At 69.5% G+C, this 22,516-nt stretch carries 19 protein-coding genes; 11 read left to right on the plus strand and 8 right to left on the minus strand.

All coding sequences use genetic code 11. From position 1 onward, the window contains the following. Positions 1–71 precede the first annotated feature (71 nt). Positions 72–323: a type II toxin-antitoxin system Phd/YefM family antitoxin gene (locus ACQY68_RS03990; RefSeq protein WP_428151762.1), complete on the plus strand. Its 252-nt coding sequence runs from the start codon at positions 72–74 to the stop codon at positions 321–323. Further along, complete coding sequence (locus ACQY68_RS03995; protein WP_428151763.1) at positions 320–706, plus strand: type II toxin-antitoxin system VapC family toxin; 387 nt, start codon at positions 320–322, stop codon at positions 704–706. The genes ACQY68_RS03990 and ACQY68_RS03995 overlap by 4 nt, the downstream gene beginning before the upstream one ends. Positions 707–709: 3 nt before the next feature. Here the strand turns inward: ACQY68_RS03995 and ACQY68_RS04000 are convergent, their stop codons facing one another. Then, complete coding sequence (locus ACQY68_RS04000; RefSeq protein WP_428151764.1) at positions 710–2,806, minus strand: prolyl oligopeptidase family serine peptidase; 2,097 nt, start codon at positions 2,804–2,806, stop codon at positions 710–712. Between the two features lie 97 nt (positions 2,807–2,903). On the opposite strand from ACQY68_RS04000, the gene ACQY68_RS04005 reads away from it, so the two are divergent. The 6 genes from ACQY68_RS04005 to addA are packed head-to-tail and all read left to right on the plus strand — an operon-like array spanning position 2,904 to position 12,682. Continuing rightward, positions 2,904–3,785: a GNAT family N-acetyltransferase gene (locus ACQY68_RS04005; RefSeq protein ID WP_428151765.1), complete on the plus strand. Its 882-nt coding sequence runs from the start codon at positions 2,904–2,906 to the stop codon at positions 3,783–3,785. Next, complete coding sequence (gene tsaE / locus ACQY68_RS04010; RefSeq protein WP_428151766.1) at positions 3,785–4,270, plus strand: tRNA (adenosine(37)-N6)-threonylcarbamoyltransferase complex ATPase subunit type 1 TsaE; 486 nt, start codon at positions 3,785–3,787, stop codon at positions 4,268–4,270. The genes ACQY68_RS04005 and tsaE overlap by 1 nt, the downstream gene beginning before the upstream one ends. Next, positions 4,263–5,363 (plus strand): N-acetylmuramate/N-acetylglucosamine kinase AmgK, encoded by a 1,101-nt coding sequence (amgK, locus tag ACQY68_RS04015; RefSeq protein ID WP_428151767.1) that lies wholly within the window; start codon positions 4,263–4,265, stop codon positions 5,361–5,363. Before tsaE ends, amgK begins: the two co-directional genes overlap by 8 nt. Continuing rightward, entirely contained in the window at positions 5,360–6,076 is a 717-nt protein-coding gene (murU, locus tag ACQY68_RS04020) for an N-acetylmuramate alpha-1-phosphate uridylyltransferase MurU (protein ID WP_428151768.1), read from the plus strand. The genes amgK and murU overlap by 4 nt, the downstream gene beginning before the upstream one ends. A gap of 49 nt (positions 6,077–6,125) precedes the next feature. Then, positions 6,126–9,188 carry a double-strand break repair protein AddB gene (addB, locus tag ACQY68_RS04025; protein ID WP_428151769.1) on the plus strand — a complete coding sequence of 1,021 codons (3,063 nt, stop codon included), beginning with the start codon at positions 6,126–6,128 and terminating at the stop codon, positions 9,186–9,188. Continuing rightward, a complete protein-coding gene (gene addA, locus ACQY68_RS04030; protein ID WP_428151770.1) occupies positions 9,185–12,682 on the plus strand; it encodes a double-strand break repair helicase AddA in 3,498 nt (1,165 codons plus the stop codon). Before addB ends, addA begins: the two co-directional genes overlap by 4 nt. Position 12,683: 1 nt before the next feature. Here addA and ACQY68_RS04035 read toward each other — a convergent pair whose 3' ends face one another. The 3 genes from ACQY68_RS04035 to ACQY68_RS04045 are packed head-to-tail and all read right to left on the minus strand — an operon-like array spanning position 12,684 to position 16,012. Beyond that, positions 12,684–13,781: an HlyD family secretion protein gene (locus ACQY68_RS04035; protein WP_428151771.1), complete on the minus strand. Its 1,098-nt coding sequence runs from the start codon at positions 13,779–13,781 to the stop codon at positions 12,684–12,686. 6 nt (positions 13,782–13,787) lie between these two features. Beyond that, a complete protein-coding gene (locus ACQY68_RS04040) occupies positions 13,788–15,464 on the minus strand; it encodes an MFS transporter (protein ID WP_428151772.1) in 1,677 nt (558 codons plus the stop codon). Further along, positions 15,461–16,012 carry a TetR/AcrR family transcriptional regulator gene (locus tag ACQY68_RS04045; protein WP_428151773.1) on the minus strand — a complete coding sequence of 184 codons (552 nt, stop codon included), beginning with the start codon at positions 16,010–16,012 and terminating at the stop codon, positions 15,461–15,463. Before ACQY68_RS04045 ends, ACQY68_RS04040 begins: the two co-directional genes overlap by 4 nt. Positions 16,013–16,182: 170 nt before the next feature. Here ACQY68_RS04045 and trxA point away from each other — a divergent pair, with 170 nt between their 5' ends. Genes trxA through rplS form a run of 3 tightly spaced genes read left to right on the plus strand, consistent with a single transcriptional unit; the run spans position 16,183 to position 17,730 of the window. Then, positions 16,183–16,518 (plus strand): thioredoxin, encoded by a 336-nt coding sequence (gene trxA / locus ACQY68_RS04050; protein WP_298163590.1) that lies wholly within the window; start codon positions 16,183–16,185, stop codon positions 16,516–16,518. A 32-nt stretch (positions 16,519–16,550) separates the two neighbouring features. Further along, positions 16,551–17,300: a tRNA (guanosine(37)-N1)-methyltransferase TrmD gene (gene trmD, locus ACQY68_RS04055; protein ID WP_428151774.1), complete on the plus strand. Its 750-nt coding sequence runs from the start codon at positions 16,551–16,553 to the stop codon at positions 17,298–17,300. A gap of 4 nt (positions 17,301–17,304) precedes the next feature. Further along, on the plus strand, positions 17,305–17,730 hold the full coding sequence (rplS, locus tag ACQY68_RS04060) for a 50S ribosomal protein L19 (RefSeq protein WP_428151775.1): 426 nt from the start codon (positions 17,305–17,307) through the stop codon (positions 17,728–17,730). Between the two features lie 58 nt (positions 17,731–17,788). On the opposite strand, the gene ACQY68_RS04065 is transcribed toward rplS, so the two are convergent. The 4 genes from ACQY68_RS04065 to kduD all read right to left on the minus strand — a co-directional run bounded on the left by ACQY68_RS04065 (position 17,789) and on the right by kduD (position 22,509). Continuing rightward, positions 17,789–18,958: an aldose epimerase family protein gene (locus ACQY68_RS04065; protein WP_428151776.1), complete on the minus strand. Its 1,170-nt coding sequence runs from the start codon at positions 18,956–18,958 to the stop codon at positions 17,789–17,791. Further along, the gene (locus tag ACQY68_RS04070) at positions 18,958–20,601 is read right to left on the minus strand and encodes a pectate lyase (RefSeq protein ID WP_428151777.1); all 1,644 of its coding nucleotides are present in this window, start codon (positions 20,599–20,601) and stop codon (positions 18,958–18,960) included. Before ACQY68_RS04070 ends, ACQY68_RS04065 begins: the two co-directional genes overlap by 1 nt. A gap of 97 nt (positions 20,602–20,698) precedes the next feature. Continuing rightward, positions 20,699–21,730, minus strand: coding sequence for a PfkB family carbohydrate kinase (locus ACQY68_RS04075; protein WP_428151778.1), 1,032 nt, complete (start codon positions 21,728–21,730; stop codon positions 20,699–20,701). Between the two features lie 20 nt (positions 21,731–21,750). Continuing rightward, positions 21,751–22,509: a 2-dehydro-3-deoxy-D-gluconate 5-dehydrogenase KduD gene (kduD, locus tag ACQY68_RS04080; protein ID WP_428151779.1), complete on the minus strand. Its 759-nt coding sequence runs from the start codon at positions 22,507–22,509 to the stop codon at positions 21,751–21,753. Positions 22,510–22,516 lie beyond the last annotated feature (7 nt).

The raw sequence follows: 22,516 nt of genomic DNA on the forward strand, positions 1-22,516 counted from the left end.
CCGGGCGGCCGGGTGCGAAAGTTGCCGATTGGGCAGATGTTAGCTAAGTAGGTGGGACTAAGGAGCTTCCAATGACGACCGTCACCGTTCACGAGGCCAAGACGCATCTCTCCAAACTCATCGCCGCCGCCGAGCGAGGCGAGGAGGTGGTGATCGCGCGAGGCGACAAGCCGGCTGTTCGTTTGGTCCCAGTAGAGCCTGTGAAACGGCCGGATCGCGTACCGGGGCGGCTCAAAGGGATTATCGCCTTCGACGATCGCTTCTTCGATCCTCTCCCCGAGGAAGAGTTGCGTCTGTGGGAAGGCCGAGGCGACGAAGAGTGAGGCTCCTCCTCGATACTCACACCCTGCTCTGGTGGCTGACGGACGATAGCCGTTTGGGTCGCGAGGCCCATGCCGCGCTCAAGTCCGGCGAGAACACGATCTATGTCAGCGCCGTATCAGCGTACGAGGTCGCGTTGAAACACGGCATGGGCAAGCTGCCCGAGGCGACCCGGCTGGCCCGCGAGTTCATCGAGGAAGTCGAAGCCGCAGGGTTCGAACCTCTGTCGCTGTCGGTTCGTGAGGCCCAGGTGGCGGGACGCATGGAGAATGCACACCGCGACCCGTTTGACCGCATGCTGATCGCCCAGGCCATCCTGCGCGATCTGACCTTGGTGTCGAACGAGAAGCTGTTCGACAGCTTTGGGGTCGCCCGCCTCTGGTAACCGCTACGGCGCCTCCGCTGTCCAGCGCGCCGTCCAGTCGAGGATTTCCCTCTGCCAGTCGACGTAGTTGCGCGGCTTGAGCACCCAGTGGTTCTCGTCCGGGATCTGGACGAACCGGCTGGGGATGCCTTGCCGTTGCAGGGCCGAGAAGGTCGCGAGCCCCTGGTCGATCGGCACCCGGAAATCGCGCGAGCCGTGCAGGACCAGCATGGGCTTGGTCCAGTCACTGGCGAAGTCGCCGGGGCTGAACTCGCGATACAGGTCCATCCGCTCCCACGACGGCCCGCCGAACTCCCAGATGAAGTTGCCCAGATCCATGGCGTTCATCAGCTGGGGCACGTCGAAGACGCCCGCGTGATTGACCAGGCAACGCCATGGTCCGTTCCACTTGCCGGCGATCAGATTGACCATATAGCCGCCGTAGGAGGCGCCGAGCGCGCAGGCCCGGTCACCGTCGATGAAGCTGTTCGACGCCAGCGCGGCGGCCCAGCCCTTCTGCAGATCCTCGAGCGGCCGGTCGCCCCAGTGATCGTTGATGGCGTCGGTGAAGGCCTGGCCATAGCCGGGCGAGCCGTGGAAGTTGACCATGACCACGGCATATCCGGCCGAGGTGTAAATCTGCGGGTTCCAGCGATAGGACCAGCTTTCGGTCCAGGGCGACTTCGGTCCGCCGTGGATCAGATACACGGCCGGATAGGTTTGCCCCTCGACATAGCCGACCGGCTTGAACACCCAGCCCTGGACGAACTCGTCGTTCCAGCCCTCGAACTCGAACCGCTCGGCGTTCGGCAGGTCCATCGCGGCCATGGTCGTCGCGTTCTGGCTCGTGATCGTCCGCCAGGGGGCGTCGCCGGGCGCGTAGAGATAGAGGTCCGGCGGCAGGGAGAAGTCTTCCTCGCCCACGACGAGGACGCCGTTCGCCTCGTCCATCATGGTGACCGACCCCGAGCCGCTCAGCGCCTCCAGCTCGCCGCTGCGCGCGTCGATTTCGTAGAGCCGCTGGACGCCGTTGTCGGCGGTCGTGGTCAGCAAGGACCGTCCGTCCGAACGCCAGCGCAGGCCGGCCGGGCCTCGGTCCCAGTCGTCGACCAGCGCGCGCGGGTTCGAGCCGTCGGCGTCGGCCACCATGACTACCGCCTGATCGCCCCCAACGTTCTCGCGACGGCCCGCCAGCCAGGCCAGACGGCGTCCATCCGGGGAAAAGGCGGGCGATCCGTCCGCACCGACATTCGTCGCGGTGATGTTGGCCACGGTCGCGCCGTCGATCGAGACGCGGAACAGGTCGGAGTTGTTGGTGAAGGCCTCCTGCCGGCCCTGGGTCTGGGCCGAGAAGACGACCGTGCGCCCGTCGGGAGAGACGACGAACTCATCCTCCGTCCCCTGGGGCTGGGACGGGGTGTCTGCGTCGATCCCGGCCATCAGGTCGCGCGGCGTGCCGTCTGCGAGACCCGAGCCGTTCAGGGCCTGGACGAACAGATGCTGGCGCCGACCGTCGTTCCAGTGGTCGAACTGGCGCAGCGGCATCCGGTCATAGCCGGTGACCGTCGAGGGCGACCGGTTGTCCGCCTCGATCCGGTCCTTGGTGCACTGGAGCGTGTCGCAGTCGATGAAGATCGGCAGGCTGAGGATCAGGTTCCGCCCGTCCGGCGAAACTTTGAAGGCGACGACATCGACCGGATAGGTCGTGACCTGCACCGCCGCATTGCCCTCGGCGTCCGCGCGCCAGACCTGGTTCGACCCGCCGCGCGCCGACAGGAAATAGATGGCCTGACCGTCGACGGCCCAGCGTCCGGTCGAGGCGCCGCCGGTCGAGACGGCGAGCTTGCGCGGCTCGCCTCCCGAAACGTCCGCGACCCACAGGGCGCTGACGCCGCGATTGCCGTCCCAGTCGGTGGAGCGGACGGAATAGAGGACCCTCCGGCCGTCCGGCGAGACGCGCGGATCGGACACCCGGTCCATCATCGCCAGGGCTCGCATCGACAGACCACCGGGCAGGGCGGCCACCTCGGCGCCGGAGGGGGAGGCTGTCTGGGCTGACGCCGTCATCGGCGCGACCGCCAGCATCAGCGCCGCGGCGGCTGTCGTGATCATCCAGCGCATGGTGGTCTCCCCTGTTCGCGAAAGACTTATCACGCGACCGCCCGGAGCCAAGCCGCACGCTTGCCTGCTTTCCCGCCAGAGGCGACAAGGGGCGCGGATGACCGCTTCGCCGCCCGCCCCGACCGAGCCTGCCGCCGTCCCCGCCGGGCGGTCGCATCACGTCGTCGATATCCTGATCGCCGAGCGGGCGCCGCGTCTGACCGGCTCCTTCATCTGGCCGCTGGTTCGCCCGCTGTTCTATTCGATGCTGGGCTATGGCCCCGCACGGGAGATGGCCGACTCCATCGCGCCGCTCCCGGGGCAGGCGGCGCTGGACCATGTGTCGAACCTGCTGGACCTCAAGGTGTCGAGCCTGAACCTCGACCGTCTGCCGGCGACGGGTCGCTGCATCGTCGTCTGCAACCATCCGACCGGGATCGCGGACGGGATCGCCGTCTATGACGCCATCCGGAAGCGCCGCGCCGACGCCATCTATTTCGCCAATGCCGACGCCGTCCGCGTCGCGCCCCGGCTCGAAGAGGTCATCATCCCGGTCGAGTGGGTGGTCGCCAAACGCACGCGGGCCAAGACCCGCGTCACCCTGGACGCCGCCCGGGCCGCGTTCGAGGCGGAACGTTGCGTGGTCATGTTCCCGGCAGGACGGATTTCCCGCGTGGGCAAGGACGGCGCCCTGACCGACCCGGAGTGGGCGTCCACCGCGACCTCGCTGGCGCGGAAATACGAGGCGCCGACCATCCCGATCCATGTGAGCGGCCCGTACTCGACCCTCTTCCACCTGTTCCACCGGGTGTCGCCCGAACTGCGGGACATCACCCTGTTCCACGAGCTGCTGAACAAGCGGAAGAAGCCGTTCCGGCTCAGCGTCGGCAAGCCGATCCCGCCGACCCGCTTCGACATCGACGCGACCCGCGCCACCTATGCGCTGAAGGCATTCACCGAGCGGGTCCTGCCGTCCCAGCCCGACGCGGATTTCGCCTGATGATCGGCATCGATCTGGCCGACGCGGAGGCGACCACGGCCCTCGGCCGGGCGGTGGCGCCGCGTCTCGGACCGGGCGAGGCGGTCCTGCTCTACGGCCCGCTCGGCATGGGCAAGTCGACCCTGGCGCGCGGCTTGATCCGGGCCTTGGCGGGCGAGGACGAGGACGTCCCCTCGCCGACTTTCACCCTGGTCCAGTTCTACGAGACCGATCCGCCCGTGGCCCATTTCGACCTCTATCGCCTGACCCGGCCGGAGGAGGCGTTCGAGATCGGGCTGGACGAGGCGCTGGATGTCGGCGCCGCCCTGATCGAATGGCCCGAGCGACTGGGCGACGATCCCGCCCGCGTCCTGGGCCCCGACCGCCTGACCATCACCCTGGAAGAACGCGGCGAGGGGCGGCATGCGACCGTTTCCGGCGCAGGGACGTGGGCAGAGAAGATCAATGACGTCGTCGAAAGCCTGCCAAAGAGCCTGAATGTCTGAGACCGTGACCGACCGAGAGGCCCAGCGGGTCGCCTTCCTGACGGAGGTCGGCCTCGCCGACGCCCGCCGCGCGCCTCTGCCCGGCGACGCCTCCACGCGCCGCTACGAGCGGCTGACGCCTGTCAGCGGACCGGGCCTGATGCTGATGGATCAGGTCGCCGCCGCCGAGAGCCCTCCGGCCGATCCCTCCTGGTCGCCGGAGCGCCGCAAGGCCGAGGGCTGGAACGCTATCGCCCGGCTGTCCGCCGGCCGGATCGAGGCCTTTGCGGCCGTCGCCTCCCACCTGCGCAGTGTCGGTTTGTCGGCGCCCGACATCGTCGCGCTCGACGCGCAGGCCGGCCTTGCGGTGCTGGAGGATTTCGGCGACGACCTGTTCGCCCGCGTCATCGAGGCCGGTCAGGACGAAACGCCGCTCTACCTCGCCGCCATCGATGCCCTGGCCGAACTGCACGCTGCACCCACGCCGCCGATCCTGACCGGCGCGGCGGGCCAATGGCCGCTGCAGGTCTATGACCGGACCGCGCTTCAAGGCGGGGCCGATCTGTTCGTCGAATGGATGCCGAAGCTCAAATCCGAACTGCGCTTCGACGCCGCCGCCCTCGCCGACTGGCATGCCGCCTGGGCGCCCGTCGTCGCGGAGGGCGAGGCCGGCGCCTCGGTCGTCGCCCACCGCGACTATCACGCCGAGAACCTGATCTGGCTGCCCGAGCGCGAAGGTCCCGCCCGCGTCGGCATGATCGACTTCCAGGACGCCGTCCGCGCCCACCCGTCGTGGGACCTGCATTCCCTGCTTCAGGACGCCCGTCGCGACGTCTCGCCCGTGCTCGAGGCCGAGGCGCTCGACCGATATTTCGAGGTCGCTCGCGTCGATGACCGAGCCGCCTTCCTGCGGTCCTACGCCGGTCTCGCGGCCCTGAACGAGGCGCGCATTCTGGGCATCTTCGCCCGCCTGATCGTGCGCGACGGCAAGCCCCGCTACGCCGCCTTCATGCCGCGCATGTGGGCCCACCTGAACGCCAACCTGACGAAGCCCGGCCTCGAAGGCGTCGCCCGCTGGTTCGACAAATACGTGCCGGAAGAGGTGCGCGCATGACGGCTCCCAAGACCGCCATGGTCCTCGCCGCGGGCCTCGGCACGCGGATGCGCCCCCTGACCGACGACCGGCCCAAGGCTCTTGTCGAGGTCGGCGGCCGGGCTCTGATCGACCACGTCCTGGACCGGTTGGCTGAGGCGGGCGTCGAGCGGGCCGTGGTCAATGTCCACTGGTTCGCGGACCGGCTGGAAGCGCATCTGGCCGCACGCGGTCGGGCGCCGGCGATCACCATTTCCAACGAGCGTGCCGAACTGCTGGAAACCGGCGGCGGCCTCAAGAAGGCCCACCCTCTGCTCGGCGACGAGCCGGTCTTCGTGGCCAATATCGACAGCGTCTGGACCGGTGGTGACACAGCCGACTGGGCCGTCGAACTGATCCGTCTGTGGGATCCGACGAAGATGGACGCCTGCCTGCTGCTGGCGAGGCGCGAGGGCTCGATCGGGTTCGAGGGCGACGGCGACTTCTTCCTCGGCGACGACGGCCGCCTGACCTTCCGGGGCGAGGCTCCGTCGGCGCCGTTCGCCTATATGGGCGTCCACATCACCCGGCCGGACTATGCCGACGGCGGGCCGGACGGACCGTTCTCGCTGAGCCCCCTGTGGCGCGCCTCGGCGGCGGCCGGGCGGCTCTACGGCTGCGTGCTGGACGGCGACTGGATGCACGTCGGCGACCCACAGGCGCGCGATGAGGCCGAGGCGCGGCTGAACATATGAAGCGCCCTACCCCTCGCCGCGCGGCGGCTCGCTGCTTGAGGGCGGGCGGGTGACAGCCTTCAACCCCTTCCCCGATCGCAGCGGCAAGGACGACCCGCGCTGGTTCGCCATCCCGGCGCATCGGCCCTTCCTCGAAGACCTAGCCGCCGGCGTTCTCGACTGGCTGGGCGATCAGGCGCCGGAGACCCTGTCGGACGCGACCATCCTTCTGCCCAACCGCCGGGCGGCGCGAGCCTTCACTTCCGCCCTGTCGACGCTCAGCGGCGACCGTCCCGTCCTTCTGCCCCAGGTCCGGCCGCTCGGAGATCTGGAGGAGGACGAGTCGCCGTTCACACCGGGCGAGCTGGGCCTCGACCTGCCGCCCGCCATCGCCCCCCTGACGCGCCGGTTCGAGATGGCGCGGCTGATCGTCGAGAGGCACGACGAGACCCTGTCGCCTATGCGCGCCCTGGAGCTGGCCGACAGCCTCGGCGCCTTCCTTGATTCCTGTCACATCGAGGAGGTCGAGGACCGCGAACGGATCGCCGATCTGGCCGAGGCGGACTTCGCCGAACACTGGCAGAAGTCGGCGGATTTCCTCGGTCTGGTGGTCAAGGCCTGGCCCGAGCGGCTGGCCGAACTCGGCCTGGTCGACGCCTCCTGGAGACGGACGCAGTTGCTGCGTCTGCTGGCCAACCGCTGGGACAGCCATCCGCCGCAGGGTCCCGTCATCGCCGCCGGATCGACCGGCACGGTCAAGGCCGCCGCCGACGTGCTGAAGGCCGTGGCGAAAGCGCCGCAGGGCTGTGTCGTCCTCCCGGGTCTCGACCTCGATCTGAGCGCCGACGCCTGGGACGCCATCGAGGAACAGCATCCGCAAAGCGCCCTGAAGCGACTCCTCGAACGCGCCGGGACCGACCGCGCCGCCGTCCGTCCCTGGTTCCGCCGTCCCGCCGAGCCCGCCGTCGAGGCGCGCGGCCTGGCCCGCCAGCGACTGGTCAACGAGGCTTTGCGTCCCGCCGAAGCCACCGCCGACTGGCGCACCGAGATCGCCCGTCTGCGCGCCGACGCGGCCGACGCCGGACAGGCCGCCGACCCCATCGCCCTCGGCCTCCAGGGCCTTTCCGTCGTCGCCACCCGCACCGAGGAAGACGCCGCTGCGACCATCGCCTTGATGATGCGCGAGACGCTGGAGACGCCCCATCCTGATGGGAAAGCCCGGACCTGCGCCCTGGCCACGCCCGATCTCGCCCTCGGCCGCCGCGTCGCCGCGCGGCTTGAGCGCTGGGGCGTCGTCGCCGACTCCTCTTCGGGTGCGACGCTGGACCAGATGCCGGTCGGTGTCCTCGTCGATCTCGCCGCCCGCTTCATCGCCGATCCGCTGAAACCGCAGACCGTGCTGGCCCTGATCAAGCACGAACTGACGACCCTTTCCGAGGCCACGCCCCACGCCGTCGCCGAGCTTGAGAAGATCGCCTTCCGGGGCCCCCGGACCCGCGACTGGACCCGCATCGAGGCCCGTCTGACCAAGGCCGCCGAAACCCGCCGCGACGGCCAGCCGCCGTCCGAGGGAACCCTCGCCCGCCTCGCCGGGGCGACCGCGCTCGGCGGTCGGCTGCAGGCCCTCGCCGGGACCGCCGCCCTCGGCCGTGCTACACCGCTCGACCAGGCCGCCCGCAACCTGACCACGCTCGTCGAGGCCCTCGCCGGCATCGATGTCTGGGCAGGGCCGGACGGAGAGGCGGCCGCGTCGCTCCTGTCCCAGCTCATCCAGGGCGGCGCGTCGCTGGGCGCCGTCAGCCCGACCGACTTCGCCGAACTGGTCGCTTCTCTGCTCCACGACACCACCGTCCGCACCGGCGGCGCGACCCACCCCAGCCTGCGCATCCTCGGCGCCATCGAGGCCCGGCTCGTCCGCGCCGACCGGATGATCCTCGCCGGGCTGGAGGAGGGCGTCTGGCCGCAGGGCGCGCCGATCGATCCCTTCCTCTCGCGTCCGATGCGCCAGACCCTCGGCCTTCCCCCGCCCGAGCGCCGCGTCGGCCAGACGGCCCAGGATTTCGTCCAGGCCGCCTGCTCGCCCGAGGCCATCCTGATCCACTCGGAACGACGTGGCGGCCAGCCGGCCGTCCGCTCCCGCTGGCTGTGGCGGCTCGACATGCTGACCCGAGGCGCAGGGGTGGAGATCGACCGCCCCTCCGAAACCCTCGCCGCCGCGCGCGCGCTGGATGCCCCCGTCGCCAGACAGGGCGGTCTCGCCAGACGCCCCGCGCCGAAACCTCCGGTCGACCGCCGTCCACGCCAGTTGCCCGTCACCGGCGTCGAGCGCTGGGTGCGTGATCCCTATGCGGTCTATGCCCGCTACGTCCTGAACCTGCGCCAGCTCGATCGGCCGGGTCAGTCGGCCGAGGCCCTCGCGCGCGGCCAGGCGGTGCACAAGGCGGTCGAGCGGCTGACCCTCAGCTGGCCCGACATCCTGCCAGACGACTGCGAGGCCCAGATCACCCAACTGCTGCACGAGGAGCTGACCCACCACGGCTTCGAGGACGCCTCTATGGCGCGCGAACAGCCCCTGGCCCGCAACGCCGCCCGCTGGCTGGCCGGGTTCGAGATGCGCCGCCGCGCGCGCGGCATCGAGATCCGCGTCGAGGAGGAGGTCGCCATGACCTTCGACGCCCCCGCCGGACCCTTTACCCTGACGGCCAAGGCGGACCGGATCGAACTGTCCTCGACCGGCGCGTCCATTCTCGACTTCAAGACCGGCGCGGCGCCCTCGGCCAAACAGGTCAAGTCCGGCTTCGCCCCCCAGCTGACCCTGACCGGCGCCATCCTGGCCGAGGCGGGTCTCAAGACCTCCGGCCCGGTCGAGCCCGAGGAACTGACCTATGTCCGTGTCGTCGGCCGCAAGGTCTCCGGCGAAGCCGCGGTCCGCGCCTCCGGCGCCGAGGCCTCCGATCTGTCGATGTCGGCGCTGGCCGGACTGAAGGCCCGCGTCGCCCGCTTCGACGACCAGACCACCCCCTACCTCAGCTGGGTCGCGCCCCAGTTCATGGGCAATTTCGGAGGCAACTACGACCACCTCGCCCGCGTCTGGGAATGGTCGGTCGCCGGCGCCGACGGAGACGCCGAATGAGCGCCGTCGACATCCCCCAAGACTCTGGCGTCCGCATCCTGCCGGACCGCGCCCAGATCGCGGCGGCGGACCCGCGCCAGTCGGTCTTCGTCACCGCCAACGCCGGCTCGGGCAAGACCTCGACCCTGGTCGACCGCGTGGCCCGTCTGCTGCTGGAGGAGGTCCAGCCCGGCGAGATCCTTTGCGTCACCTACACCAAGGCCGCCGCCGCCGAGATGCAGGCGCGGCTGTTCGACCGGCTCGGCGCCTGGGCCGTCATGGACGACCGCACCCTGTCGGCGTCGCTGGCCGATCTCGACGGGCGCGACGCCGCGACCCTGTCCCACGCCGACCTGTCGCGGGCGCGGAAGCTCTTCGCCAAGGCCCTCGACACGCCGGGCGGGCTGAAGATCCAGACCCTGCACGCCTTCTGCGAAAAACTGCTGCGTCGCTTCCCGCTGGAGGCCGGCGTCACCCCTGGCTTCACCGTGCTGGAGGATCAGGCCGCCATCGTCCTGTCCCACGCCGCGCGCGAGGACCTGGCCCGCGCCGCCCTGGCCGACGAGGACGGTCGCATCGGCCGCGCCTACGCCCATTTCGCCGTCGAGCTCGACTGGGCCAGTTTCGAAAGCCTGCTGGCACGGATCGAGCAGGATCGCGCCAAGCTGATCGACTATGTGGCCCGCGCCGCCGACGGCCGCTCGCCCGGTCCCCACGCCCTCGTCGGCGCCGATCCCGACAGCGACGTCGCATCGATCCAGTCCGATTTCATGCGCTTCCTCGACCGCGACGAATGGCTCGAGATCGCCGAATTGATGTCCGCCGGCTCGGTCACGGACCAGGGCTGCGCCGACCGCATGTACGCCGCCGACTGGACCTTCCCGGAAGTGGCCTCGGTCTTCCTGACCTCCGGCGCGCCGCGCAAGTCGATGGCGACCAAACAGGCCCCTGCCCACGCCCGCGAGTGGCTGACGGCCATGCAGGACAAGGTCGTCGCGACCCTCGGTCAGGTTCGCAAGGCACGCGTCGCCGAGGACACCGTCCATGTTCTCACGCTCGCCCAGGCCCACGGCGCCCTCTACGATCAGGCCAAGGCCCAGCGCGGCGCCCTCGACTTCGGCGACCTCGTCGCCCGCACGGTCGAACTCCTGACCGTCCGCGCCAACGCCGCCTGGGTCCTCTACAAGCTCGACGGCGGGGTCGAGCACGTCCTGATCGACGAGGCCCAGGACACCGCCCCGGAACAGTGGGACATCATTCGCGCCCTGACCGAGGGCTTCTTCTCCGGCGCCGGATCGCGTCGCTTCGGCGCCGGCAAGGTCGAGCGCACCGTCTTCGCCGTCGGCGACGAGAAACAGTCGATCTATTCCTTTCAGGGCGCCCGGCCCGAGCGGCTGAACAGCGAGGCGCAGAGCTACGAAACCCTCGTCCGCGGCGCCGGCTTCGCCTACACGGGTGTCGAACTGGCGACCTCCTTCCGTTCCACGCCCGAGGTGCTGGGCTTCGTCGACGCGGTGTTCGAAGGCCCCGACCGCACCCGCGCCCTCGTCGGAGAACAGGTCGGCGCCATCACGGCCCACAAGGCCATGCGCGCCGACGATCAGGGCTGTATCGATCTCTGGCCCCTCTACGAGGACGAGAAGCCCCCCGAACGCGATGCCTGGGACGACCCCGTCGATCAGGAGCCTGTCCAGAGCGCCCGCAAGCGGATGGCCGCCGACCTCGCCCGCGAGATCAAGCGGCAGGTCGAGACCGGCGTCGCTGTGCAGGACCGCAAGACGCGAACCCTGCGCCCGTCCGGCTACGGCGACTTCCTCATCCTCGTCCGCCGTCGTGACGCGACCTTCGAGGAGATCATCCGCGCCCTGAAGGCGGCGGGCGTGCCCGTCGCCGGCGCCGACCGGCTGAAGCTGTCGTCGCATATCGCCTTCGACGACCTGATCGCCGTCGCCCGCTTCGCCCTCTACCCCGACGACGACCTCAGCCTCGCCGGCGTCCTGCGCAGCCCCTTCTGCGACGTGGACGAGGACAGCCTGTTCGACCTCGCGGGCGCCGAGCATCGCAAGAGTCGACTATGGCCCGTCCTTCAACGCCGCGCGCCCGAACGACCGGAATGGACCCGCGCGAAAGCCTTGCTGGATTTCGCCCTCTCCCAACGCGGCCGCGATCCCTTCGCCTTCTTCGCCGCCCTGCTGAACCGAGTGGACGAGACCGGCCGTTCGGGCCGCGCCCGCATCCTGTCCCGCCTCGGCCGCGAGGCGGAGGAGGCGATCGACGAGACCCTGAACCAGGTATTGGCGGCCGAACAGCGGGGCGGCCTCGATCTGGAAACGGCCCTGTCGATGCTGGAGGCCGCCGACGTCGAGGTGAAGCGCGAGCTCGAGGGCGCGCGCGGCGAGGTCCGCGTCATGACCGTCCACGGCGCCAAGGGGCTGGAGGCGCCGGTGGTGATCCTGCCCGACACCACGGCGAGGGCGAAGGCCCAGGGCCCGACCCTCATGCCGGTCGAGCTGGTCGACGGAACCGAGGCCTGGCTGATGTGCCCCGTGTCGGAGAAGGAGGACTGCGAGGCCTCCGCCGACGCCCGCGCCGTGCGTCAGCGGCGAGTCGACGACGAGACCCTGCGTCTCCTCTACGTCGCCCTGACTCGGGCGCGTGACCGGATCATGATCCTCGGGCGCGGCTCGGGCCGGTCGAAACAGGGCTATGAGGACGGCAGCTGGTGGGCCGTCCTGACGGAGACCTTCGGACGCCTCGGCGCACAGGTTCGCGACACAGGCGATGGCCGCCGCCGCTACGGCGTCGATCCCGAGGTGCCTGGCGCCGCTGACGCCGCCTCCCGCTCGACTATAGATGTCCCCGCCTGGGCGCGCACGGCGCCCCCGGTCGATCCGTCCGCCCGCTACGTCTCCCCGTCACAGATGCAGGGCGCCAAACGCATCGCCGCCCCGTCGCCTCTGGCCGTCACGACGACCGCGGAGGGCGCCGCCCTCGGCCGTTTCCGGCGCGGCGACCTGATCCACCTGCTGCTCGAACGCCTGCCCGAGATCCCCGTCCCGGACCGCCCCGACGCCGCCGCCCGGTTGCTGGCCAAGGAACGCGACCTGTCCGAGGCCCAGCGCGCCGAGATGATCGACGCCGCCTTCCGCGTGCTCGACGACGCTCGCTTCGCCGCCGTCTTCGGCCCCGGCTCCCGCGCCGAGATCGCCCTGACCGGCGGGGCGGGCTCCTTGCGTCCCGGCGTCGTCATCAACGGCCGCATCGACCGGCTGGTGGTCACGCCCGAGCGAGTGCTCGTCGTCGACTACAAGACCAACCGCCCCGCCCCCGACCGCATCGAGAACGCCGACAGCGCCTACGTCACCCAGATGGCCACATACGTCGCGGTGTTGGCGCGGCTGTATCCGGATCGCCCGGTCGAGGCGGCGCTTGTCTGGACGGACGGGCCGAAGCTGATGCCGGTGCCGCAGGGGTTGATGGATGAGGCGCTGGCGGGGTTGCGCCAGACGGAGTGAGCTATCGCGCCCGCGTATCGACCCGCGCCACCACCGACATCCCCGGCGCCAGGCGATCGAGGCCGGGTTGGCCGGGATCGAGCCGGATACGGACGGGCACGCGCTGGGCCACCTTGGTGAAGTTGCCGGTGGCGTTGTCCGGCCGGATGACGCTGAACTCCGAGCCCGTGGCCGGGGCGATACGCTCGACGCGGCCGGTCAGGGTCCGTCCACCCAGAGCGTCGACCGACAGCTCGGCGGGCTGACCCGGGAGGATGTCGGTCAGCTGGTTTTCCTTGAAGTTGGCGTTGATCCACAGGGCGTCGGGGACGAGGGCCGTCAGCTGGGTGCCGACGGCGACCTGCTGGCCCTGACGCACGCTGATCTCGCCGAGGCGCCCGTCGCGCGGAGCGAGGATGCGGGTGTTGTTCAGGTCGATCTCGGCCAGGTGGACGGCGGCGCGGGCACTCTCGACCTGGGCTTCCAGTGTCCCGCGCCCGACGACGGCGGAGGTGACGCCGGTCTGGGCGATCCCTTCCTGGGCGCGGGCGGCGGCGAGCTGGGCCTGGGCGGCGCGAAGGGCCGTGCGGGCGACGTCCACCTGGGCTTGGGCGACCCAGCCGCCGGCGAACAGGGTCTGGGAACGGTTGAAGTCGGCCTGGGCCTTGGCGACATTGGCCTGGGCGCCGGCGATGTTCGCCTCGGTCTGGGCGACGGAGCCGCGGGCGGAGGTTTGCGACTGGGCGGAGTTGGACAACTGGGCCTCGGCGGCGTGCAGGGCGGCGTTGGCCTGTTCCAGTCGCTGGCGATAGATGCGGTCGTCGATGGTCGCGATCACGTCGCCCTGTTTCACCGCCTGGAAGTCTTGCACCGCGACGGTGGTCACATAGCCGGTGACCTGGGGCGCGATGACGGTGACCTGGCCGCGCACATAGGCGTTGTCAGTGTGCTGGACGCCCGAAGCGAAGGGCGGCAATCGCCAGGCCCACAGGATCAGGCCGATGCCGATAACGGCGGCCAGCACCAGGACGACGGTGAACAGGACGCGCTTCTTCGGCGGCGGGGGCGCGGCAGGAGCGACTGCGGCGGTGGGAGCGGCGGGAGCGGTGGTGTCGGACATGGGGCTTTACTCGACGGCGGCGGCGGCCGAGGCGGCTTCGCCTCCGGCCAACCGCGCCTGCAGGCGGGGACGGAAATGGTTGAAGGTGACCCAGACGCAGCCGAGGGCCGCAAAGGCCGACATCAGCAGGAAGACATCGTTGTAGGCCAGCACATGGGCCTGCTGGGTGATCTGCTGTTGCAGCAGGATCTGGCCCTCGGCGGTGCGCAGGGCGGGATCCGGGATGACGCGGCCATAGGCGCCGGAGAGCTGTTGCAGGCGCAGGACGACCTGAGGGTCGCCGAGGGTGAGGCCTTCCGACAACTGGCTTGAATGGTATTTCTCGCGGACGGTTTCGAGCGTGCCGATGATGGCCGAGCCGAGCAGGCCGCCGACGTTCTGGCCGATGCCGAAGACGACGATGAAGCTGACGAGGTTCTGGGCCCCTTTCTGCAGCACCTGGACGATGCCCTGCATCAGGGCCGGGCCGATGAAGAAGGCGGCGGCGAAGGCCAGCAGGGCCTGGCTGACATAGAGCTGGGCCGGGCGGGTCAGGACGGTGGCGTGGCTGTCCATGAAGGCGCCGACGGCGATCAGCGCCAGGGCGATCGCGATCGGCTTGTTCAGCTTGGCGACATTCATCGTGAACGCGCTGGTCAGGGTCCCGGCGGCGGTGGCTATGAGGATCAGCAGGAACAGGCCGTGCATCTGGTCCGGACCGACGCCCAGCTGGGTCATCAGGCCGACGGCGCCCGAGGTCTGTTCGGACAGGACGATGCGGACGCCGACAATGGCGAGGGTCAGGCGGATGATGTCCGGCCCGGCCATCCATTTCAGATTTATCAGCGGCGTGGCGCGATTGTATTCGACGATCAGGGCGGCGCTGAGCAGGACAATGGAGCCGATCAGGGCCCAGCCGATCCACGGCGCTTCCGTCCACCAGACGATGCGGCCCAGACCGAGTACGGCGCACAACAGGGCGATGCCCGGGGCGAACAGGGCGAAGGTGACGAAGTCGAGCTTGTCGAACACCTTCAGCTTCTCCGACGGCGGCAGGCGCAGGGCGAAGACCGCCGCCAGCGACAACAGCGACAGGCCCAGCTCGAAGGCGTGAAAGCCGCGCCATTCGCTGAGCTCGACGAGGTGGTTGGAGAACAACCGCACCGCCGGGATGGCCAGGCTTGAGGCGCCGATGCCGATGACCAGACCCTTGAGCCTGTGCGCCGCCGGAAAGGCCTGGATCAGATAGAGGATGCCGAGTGACGACAGAGCCGCCGAAGCCATGCCGGCGAAAGCGCGTACGATCAGGGTGGAGGCATAGGTCTCGAAGAAAAACGCGGCGATGCCGATCACAACGTAGGCGATCAGGAAGATCTTGGCGAAGAGCCTGAGGCCGTACTGCTGGCGAAACTTGATCAGCAGCAGGTTCATGCAGGCGTTGGTCATCACGAAGACGACGGGCAACCAGGCGGCCTCGACGATGGAGGCGCCGAGCGCGCCGCCCAGCTGCTGGGTATTGGCGGTGACCATGGCCGCGCCGATGCCCCCGGTCGCGGTCACCAAAAGTCCGATGGCGGCATAGGCCAGACGATAGCGCAGGGCATGGTCAGGCGTGGCCGGAGAGCCGGGCAGCATCGGCCGCTCGTGCGGCTGCAGCGTCTCGACGTAAGCGTTCCAGGGCAGGGCGAAGTTGCGGCGGCTCACGGCTTGGCCCTCACGGACTCCAGTACGAGCGCCAGCGTGCGACCGGCGATGGCGTTCCTTTCGGCCGGCGCGGCGTTGTGCAGGGCCGCGCCCAGCATGGCCGAGAGGATGCGGATGTCGGACGGCTGAATGTCGTCCTGCACGATGTCGGCGGCTTGTGAGACCTGCAGCGCCGGGGTCGCGGCCCTGACCAAAGCCTGACGCAGAGGGTCCAGAATCTCCGGCGAGGGAGCCGCGCGGACGACGCCGCCCAGCGCCGTATTGCGGGTCAGGGTCGCAGACAGGGCCGTCAGGAAATCGAGGAAGGCCTCGTCGTCTTGAGGCTCGGCGAAACGTCGGCCCAGCACATCCACCTCGTCCATCAGCACGGCCAGGGCGATCTCGGTGCGGTTGGCGAAGTTGCGATAGAGGGTCGCCCGGCCCACGCCGGCCCGTTCGGCAATCCGGTCCAGGGGCGTGTCGATACCCTCCTCCGCAAAAACCTCGGCAGCGGCGCGAAGGAGGGCGGAGCGTCTGTCTGCGGCGTCTTTTCTGAGGGGGCGGGTCATCGAAGCGATTAAGTGGACACGGGTGTCCACTTGTTCAAGGCTTGCTCGTCCGATTTTGGCGCGGGAGTTTCCACTGGCTCTCCCGCGCCGTTGATTTCCCCCAGAATCGCCCCACATCTCGACCAACATGACACCGGGCGCGCCTAGGCCGCCCCCAGGAGAGAACTGCAATGGCCACGGTCAAGGTCACCGACGAGAGCTTCGACGCCGACGTCCTGAAATCGTCCACTCCCGTGCTGGTGGATTTCTGGGCGGAGTGGTGCGGCCCCTGCAAGCAGATCGGCCCGGCCCTGGAGCAGATCTCCGACGAACTCGGCGGCCAGGTCACCATCGCCAAGATCAACATCGACGACAGCCCGATGACCCCGTCCAAGCTGGGCGTGAAGGGCATCCCGACCCTGATGCTGTTCAAGGACGGCCAGATGGCCTCGCTCAAGGTCGGCGCCATGCCCAAGGGCAAGATCCTCGAATGGCTGGCCGAGACGGGCATCGCCGCGAAGGCGTGACGTGAGAGGGCAGGGGCGCTAGATCGCGCCCCATGCCCTTCACCGCCACCGTCCTGACCATGTTCCCCGAGGCCTTTCCCGGGCCGCTCGGCGTGTCGCTGATCGGCACGGCCTGGCGCGAGAAGGGGCTGTGGGACCTGCAAACGCTGGACATTCGCGGTTTTTCCGAAGATAAGCGCGGCTTCCTGGACGACACCCCCGCGGGTGGCGGCCCCGGACAGGTACTCAAAGCGGACGTGGTGGCCCGGGCTCTAGACAGCCTGACGGGGTCGCCCCGGCCGCTTTTGTACATGAGCGCACGCGGTCGACCCCTGACGCAGGCGAGAGTGAAGGAGTGGGCTAAAGCGGACGGCGTTGTCGTTCTCTGCGGCCGGTTTGAGGGGGTGGACCAGCGGGTGCTCGACGCCCGGGGGTTCGAGGAGGTCTCCGTCGGAGACGCGGTTCTCGCCGGTGGCGAGGCGGCGGCGATGGTGGTGATCGAGGCGTGCGTACGACTGATCCCCGGCGTTCTGGGCCAGGCCGAAAGCCTGTCGTCCGAGAGCTTCGAGGACGGTCTTCTGGAGCATCCGCAGTACACGCGACCGCGGACGTTCGAGGGGATCGACATCCCGGAGATCCTGTTGTCCGGCGACCATCGCAAGATGGCGGCCTGGCGTCAGGCACAAAGGGAGACGACGACCCAGGAGCGGCGTCCCGATCTATGGGCGGCGCATCTGGCGACACGACCTGCGGAATCTTCCGCCAAATCAAAGCTAAAGGGCGCCAAAGCCCGAGGAGAATAGAACCATGGCCAACATCCTTCAGACGCTCGAAGCGGAAGAAAAAGCCCGTCTGGTCGCCGTCCGCGCGATCCCGAACTTCCAGCCCGGCGACACGCTTCGCGTCAACGTCAAGATCAAGGAAGGCGAGCGCGAGCGCGTTCAGGCCTTCGAAGGCGTCTGCATCGCCCGCGCCGGCGGCGGCGTGAACGAGAACTTCACCGTCCGGAAAATCTCCTTCGGCGAGGGCGTCGAGCGCGTCTTCCCGATCCTGTCGCCGAACATCGAGTCGATCGAAGTGAAGCGTCGCGGCGTCGTCCGGCGCGCCAAGCTGTATTACCTGCGCGACCGTCGCGGTAAGTCGGCCCGTATCGCCGAGCGCCAGACCGTCCGCCCGGCCAAGGGCGCCGTCGTTCCGGTCACCGGCTCGGCCGACAAGGGCGACGAGGCGTAAGCCTTTCACCCGATGCGATTTTGAAGAGGGCCTCGGCGGAAACGCCGGGGCCTTTTTCTTAGCCCGCCGAGAACCGGAACTCGGTCCGCGACCGGAAGGTCTCGCCCGGCCTCAGCACCGTCGACGGAAACGCCGGCCGGTTCGGGCTGTTCTGATAGTGCTGGGTCTCCAGCGCCACGCCGCAGTGCGGGCGATAGGCGGCCCCACCGCGCCCGACCAGTTCGACCGTGTTCGCCGTATAGACATGCAGCGCCGGCTCGGTGGTCCAGACCTCAAGCGCGCGCCCGCTGAACCCGTCCGACAGCCGTCCGGCCCGACGCAGACCCTGGCCCCGCACCGCGAAACTGTGGTCGTAGCCGCCGCCGATGCGGAGCTGTTCGTTCTCCGCCGACAGGTCGCGGCCGATGGGCTTGGCGTTGCGGAAATCGAACGGCGTGCCCGCGACGGGCGCCAGCTCTCCGGTGACGATCTTGTCCGACGCATAGGCCGCGAAGGCGTCGGTCTCGATCTGCAGGTCGTGATCCAGGATCAGCCGCTCCGGATCGCCCGACAGGTTGAAATAAGAATGGTTGGTCGGGTTCAGCACCGTCGCCCGGTCGGTCAGGGCCAGGTAGTCTATCGTCAGCCGGTCGTCGTGCGTCAGCCTGTAGGTGACCGAGATCGTCAGCCGCCCGGGGAAGCCCTGATCGCCGTCGGCGCTGACCAGTGTCAGGACCACGCCCGGTCCCTCCTCGGTCAGGTCGGGCCGCCCCATCCAGTTGCGTTTGGCGAAGCCGACGGGGCCGCCGTGCGTCGAGTGGGGCCCCGTGCCGACGTCGAGCTGGACCTCGCGCCCGTCCAGCTCGAACCGCCCGTCGGCGATCCGCCCCGCATAGCGGCCGACGGTCGAACCGAAGTTGCGCGACCGCTCGACATAGTCGGCCAGCGTATCGAGCCCCAGGACGACCTCCGCCATCCGCCCGTCGCGATCCGGCAGGGTCAGCGACTGAAGCACGCCGCCCCAGGTGATGACCCGCGCCTGCGAGCCCCGGGCGTTGCTCAGGGTGAACAGGGTCACCGTCTGCCCGTCGGCCAGCGTCCCCCAGGCCTTCTGGTCGACCGGCGGCGTCCGCATGAACGGGACCGACGGCATCGACAGACTCGGCATCGATATCCGGGGCATCGACATGCAGCCGGACAGCGGCGTCGCCGCCAGACCGGTCAGCAGGGCGCGGCGGTCCAGACGCATCAGGCGGCCGGTGCGGCCAGGGCCTCGATCAGGTCGCCGATGTTGCGGACGAAAGCCTCGGTCGAGATGCACTCCACCGGGAAGTCGGTGTTGTAGGGGGAGGTGTCCCACAGGTCGCCGACGCGGGTCGTCTGGTACTCGCCGCCGGTGACCGCCTGGGGCGACGGGCCCCGGTAGGGGTTGGAGGTCGTGGTCAACGGCGTCGGCCAGTAACCGCGCGTGTTGAGGCTCGCCGCCAGCTCGGCCGCGCGCCCGGCCGCCACCGGACGCGGACGCCGCCCGTCGGTCGACATGTCCCAGACGCTGACGTCGCGCAGGGTGAAATACTTCGGCAGCTTCAGCGTCCCCGCACGGGCCTTCAGCGGCGAGGCGGCGATCAGGGCCGCCGGGTCGAGCGCGGCCGCCGCTTCCAGATCGGCGCGCAAGGCGGCCGTATCCAGGTTCCGGAACGAGCCGTAATGGACGATCAGATTGTTGGGGTTCTCGTCGGCGTAGTAGCGGCCGTTCCTGATGTTCGATCCCCGGCGGTGGATATAGACCGGAGTGTTCGAGCCCTCGAGGATGAAGGTCGGATGGGTCCGTCCCGGCGCGATCAGGGTCTGGGGCGTCCTGACCTGATCCAGCCAGTCCAGCGCCTCGGGCAGCCGCTCCAGATACTTCCGGTCGCCCGTCAGCCTGTAGAAGCCGATCATCGACCGGATGTTGGTCGCCGTCGTGTGGGTGGCGAAGGCGCGCGGCTCGATCGTGCGGGCGGGCGCGGGCTTCAGCGTATCCGGATAGTGCTGCAGGCCCCAGGCCGGTTGCGGCATCGGCTGCTGGGTGGCGACGAAGATGTCCATGCCGCGCTGGATGGCGTCGACCAGACGACGGTCGTTCGAACCGAGCGCTTGGTGGCAGTAGAGCAGGAACTCGATGTTCTCGCCCGCCACGTCGTCGTTGAAGGTGATGTAGGGCGTATAGTCCGGGTTGCCGTGCAGACCGCCGGCGCCCTCGACGAACGGGAAGCGCTGGGGCCAGCCGCCGTTCGGATACTGGGCGTCGAGGACGAACTGGATCGCCTTGTCGAGTGGCGCCCGATACTTGCGCTCGCGCTTCTCCAGATAGACCCGCAGCAGCAGTTGCGACGCCTCGGCCGTGCCCGCGTCGTCGAAGGTGGCGTTGCCGTAGTAGTGCTGGAATTCCTCCAGCCGCCACGCGTTGCCGCCGATCGTCTCGTACCAGGTCTTGAGGCTGTCCTCGCCCGCCGTGTCGATGACGTAGTTCCAGCCGCCGCGCGGATGCTGCCCGGCGATGAGCGCGTCGGCGGCGGCCTTGGCGGCGTTGTAGAACTGCTCGTCGCCGGTCGCGTGATAGGCGTCGAGATAGGCATGGCCCACGGTCGCCGTGCCCGGAGGCTGGACCCAGATCATCGTCGGCGAGGCTTCGAGCTCGCCCCAGCGGCGCGAGAAGTCGGGCAGGACGTTCCAGACATAGCCGCCGCCGACGGCGACCTCGTCGGCCATGAAGGCGGCGGCCCGCTTCATCGTGGCCAGGATGGCGGCGCGGTCCGGCGCGGCCTGGGCGAAGGCGGGGGCGGTTCCGCCGACCGCCATCAGGGCGGCGCCCGAGGCGAGGACGGCGCGGCGCGACAGGGTCGGCGACATGGGGAACTCCGGGTCGTTTCCTAAGGACAGAGGCGCCGGGTCTTGCGCCCGGTCACGGGATCATAAGCACTTATGACACCGGTTTCCTAGAGGCGGATCAGCGCCGGATGTCGAAGCCTTCGGCGACCATGGCGGCCCGGACCTGGGCCTCGTCGAACAGGTTGAAGTCCCCCGCCACCGAATGCTTCAGCCCCGCCGCCGCCAGACCGAAGGCCAGGGCGTCATCGTTGGACCAGCCGCGCCACAGGCCATGAAGGACGCCTGACGCGAAGGCGTCTCCGCCGCCGACCCGGTCGACCACGCCGCTGAGGGCGATCGCCGGGGCGTGGTGTTCTCCGTCCCGGGTCAGCATGACGGCGGAAAGGGTCTGGTCCTGCACGCTGTCGTTGACGCGCAGCGTGCAGCAGATGCGCTGGAGAGAGGGGAAGGCTTCGAACGCAGCGGCCGCGGCCGCGCGCCGGCGCGCCTGCGGATCGGCGTGATCGAACGACCGGCCCAGCACCATGGCGAAGTCGCGGTCATCGGCGAACGCGAGGTTGGAGGCATAGAGCATGGCGCCCAGGACCTCGGCCGGCTCGCCGTCCCACTGGTCCCAGAGCTTCGCGCGGAAATTGCCGTCGTAGCTGACCTTCACCCCCGCGGCGCGCGCCGCCTTCATGGCGGACAGGGCGGCGGCCGAGCCGCTCGGTCCCGTGGCCGGCGTGACGCCGGAAACGTGCAGCCACTCCACGCCCTCCAGCAAGGCGGGCCAGTCGAAGGCGCCGTCGACGTGCTGGACGAAGGCCGAACCGGCGCGGTCGTACAGAACCTCGGACGGACGCCGCACGGCGCCCGGGGTGAGGAAGTACAGGCCCATCCGGCCGGGCAGGAACCTGACCGGCGCCGTGTCGACGCCGTGCTTGCGGATTTCGTCGCGGGCCGCGCGGCCCAGCGCGTTGTCGGGCAGGATCGTGGCCATCGACACGGGCGCGCCGAACTGGGCCAGGGACACCGCGACATTGGCCTCGGCGCCGCCCGGCCGCGCAGTCAGCCCCGCCGACTGCATCAGCATCTCGCCGTCGTTCGGGGTCAGGCGCAGCAGCATCTCGCCGAAGCAGAGGATGCGGCCGCCGGTGATGTTGCTCGTCATGCCGCTACGCTATCCGGTCGTCAGCGCGCGAGCCAGCCGCCGTCGACCGGCAGGGTGATGCCCTGAACGTAGTCCGACGCCGCCGACGACAGGAAAACCGCCGCCCCGCCGATGTCCGACGGCTGGCCCCAGCGACCCGAGGGAATGCGACCCAGGATTTCCTTCGAACGCACCGGGTCGTCCTGCAGAGCCTGGGTGTTGTCGGTGGCGAAATAGCCGGGCGCGATGGCGTTGGCGTTGACGCCGTGTTTTGCCCACTCGTTGGCCATCAGCTTGGTCAGGCCCGCGACGCCCGACTTGGACGCCGTGTAGGACGGCACTCGGATTCCGCCCTGATAGGACAGCATCGAGGCGGTGTTGATGATCTTGCCCTTGCGACCGCCCGCGATCATGTCGCGCACCACGGCCTGCGACAGGAAGAAGACCGACTTCAGGTTGACGTTCATGACCGCGTCCCAGTCTTCCTCGCTGAAGTCGACGGCGTCGTTGCGACGGATGATGCCGGCGTTGTTGATCAGGATGTCGATGGGGCCCAAGGCCTCGGTCGCTTCCTTCACGATGCGCTCGATCGGCTCCATGGAGCCGAGGTCGGCCTGGATTGAGACGGCCTTGACGCCCCTGGCCAGACACTGGCCGACGGTGTCGTCCGACGCCCGGCGCGCGACCGAGACGATTGACGCCCCCGCGTCCGCCAGCGCCAGGGCGATGCCCTGGCCGATGCCGGTGTTGCCGCCGGTGACGACGGCGACCTTGCCTTCAAGGCTGAACGGATTGGCCATGATGTCC

Origin of the sequence: Brevundimonas sp. (assembly GCF_965278935.1) — a bacterium.
In the GTDB taxonomy this organism is placed as follows: domain Bacteria; phylum Pseudomonadota; class Alphaproteobacteria; order Caulobacterales; family Caulobacteraceae; genus Brevundimonas.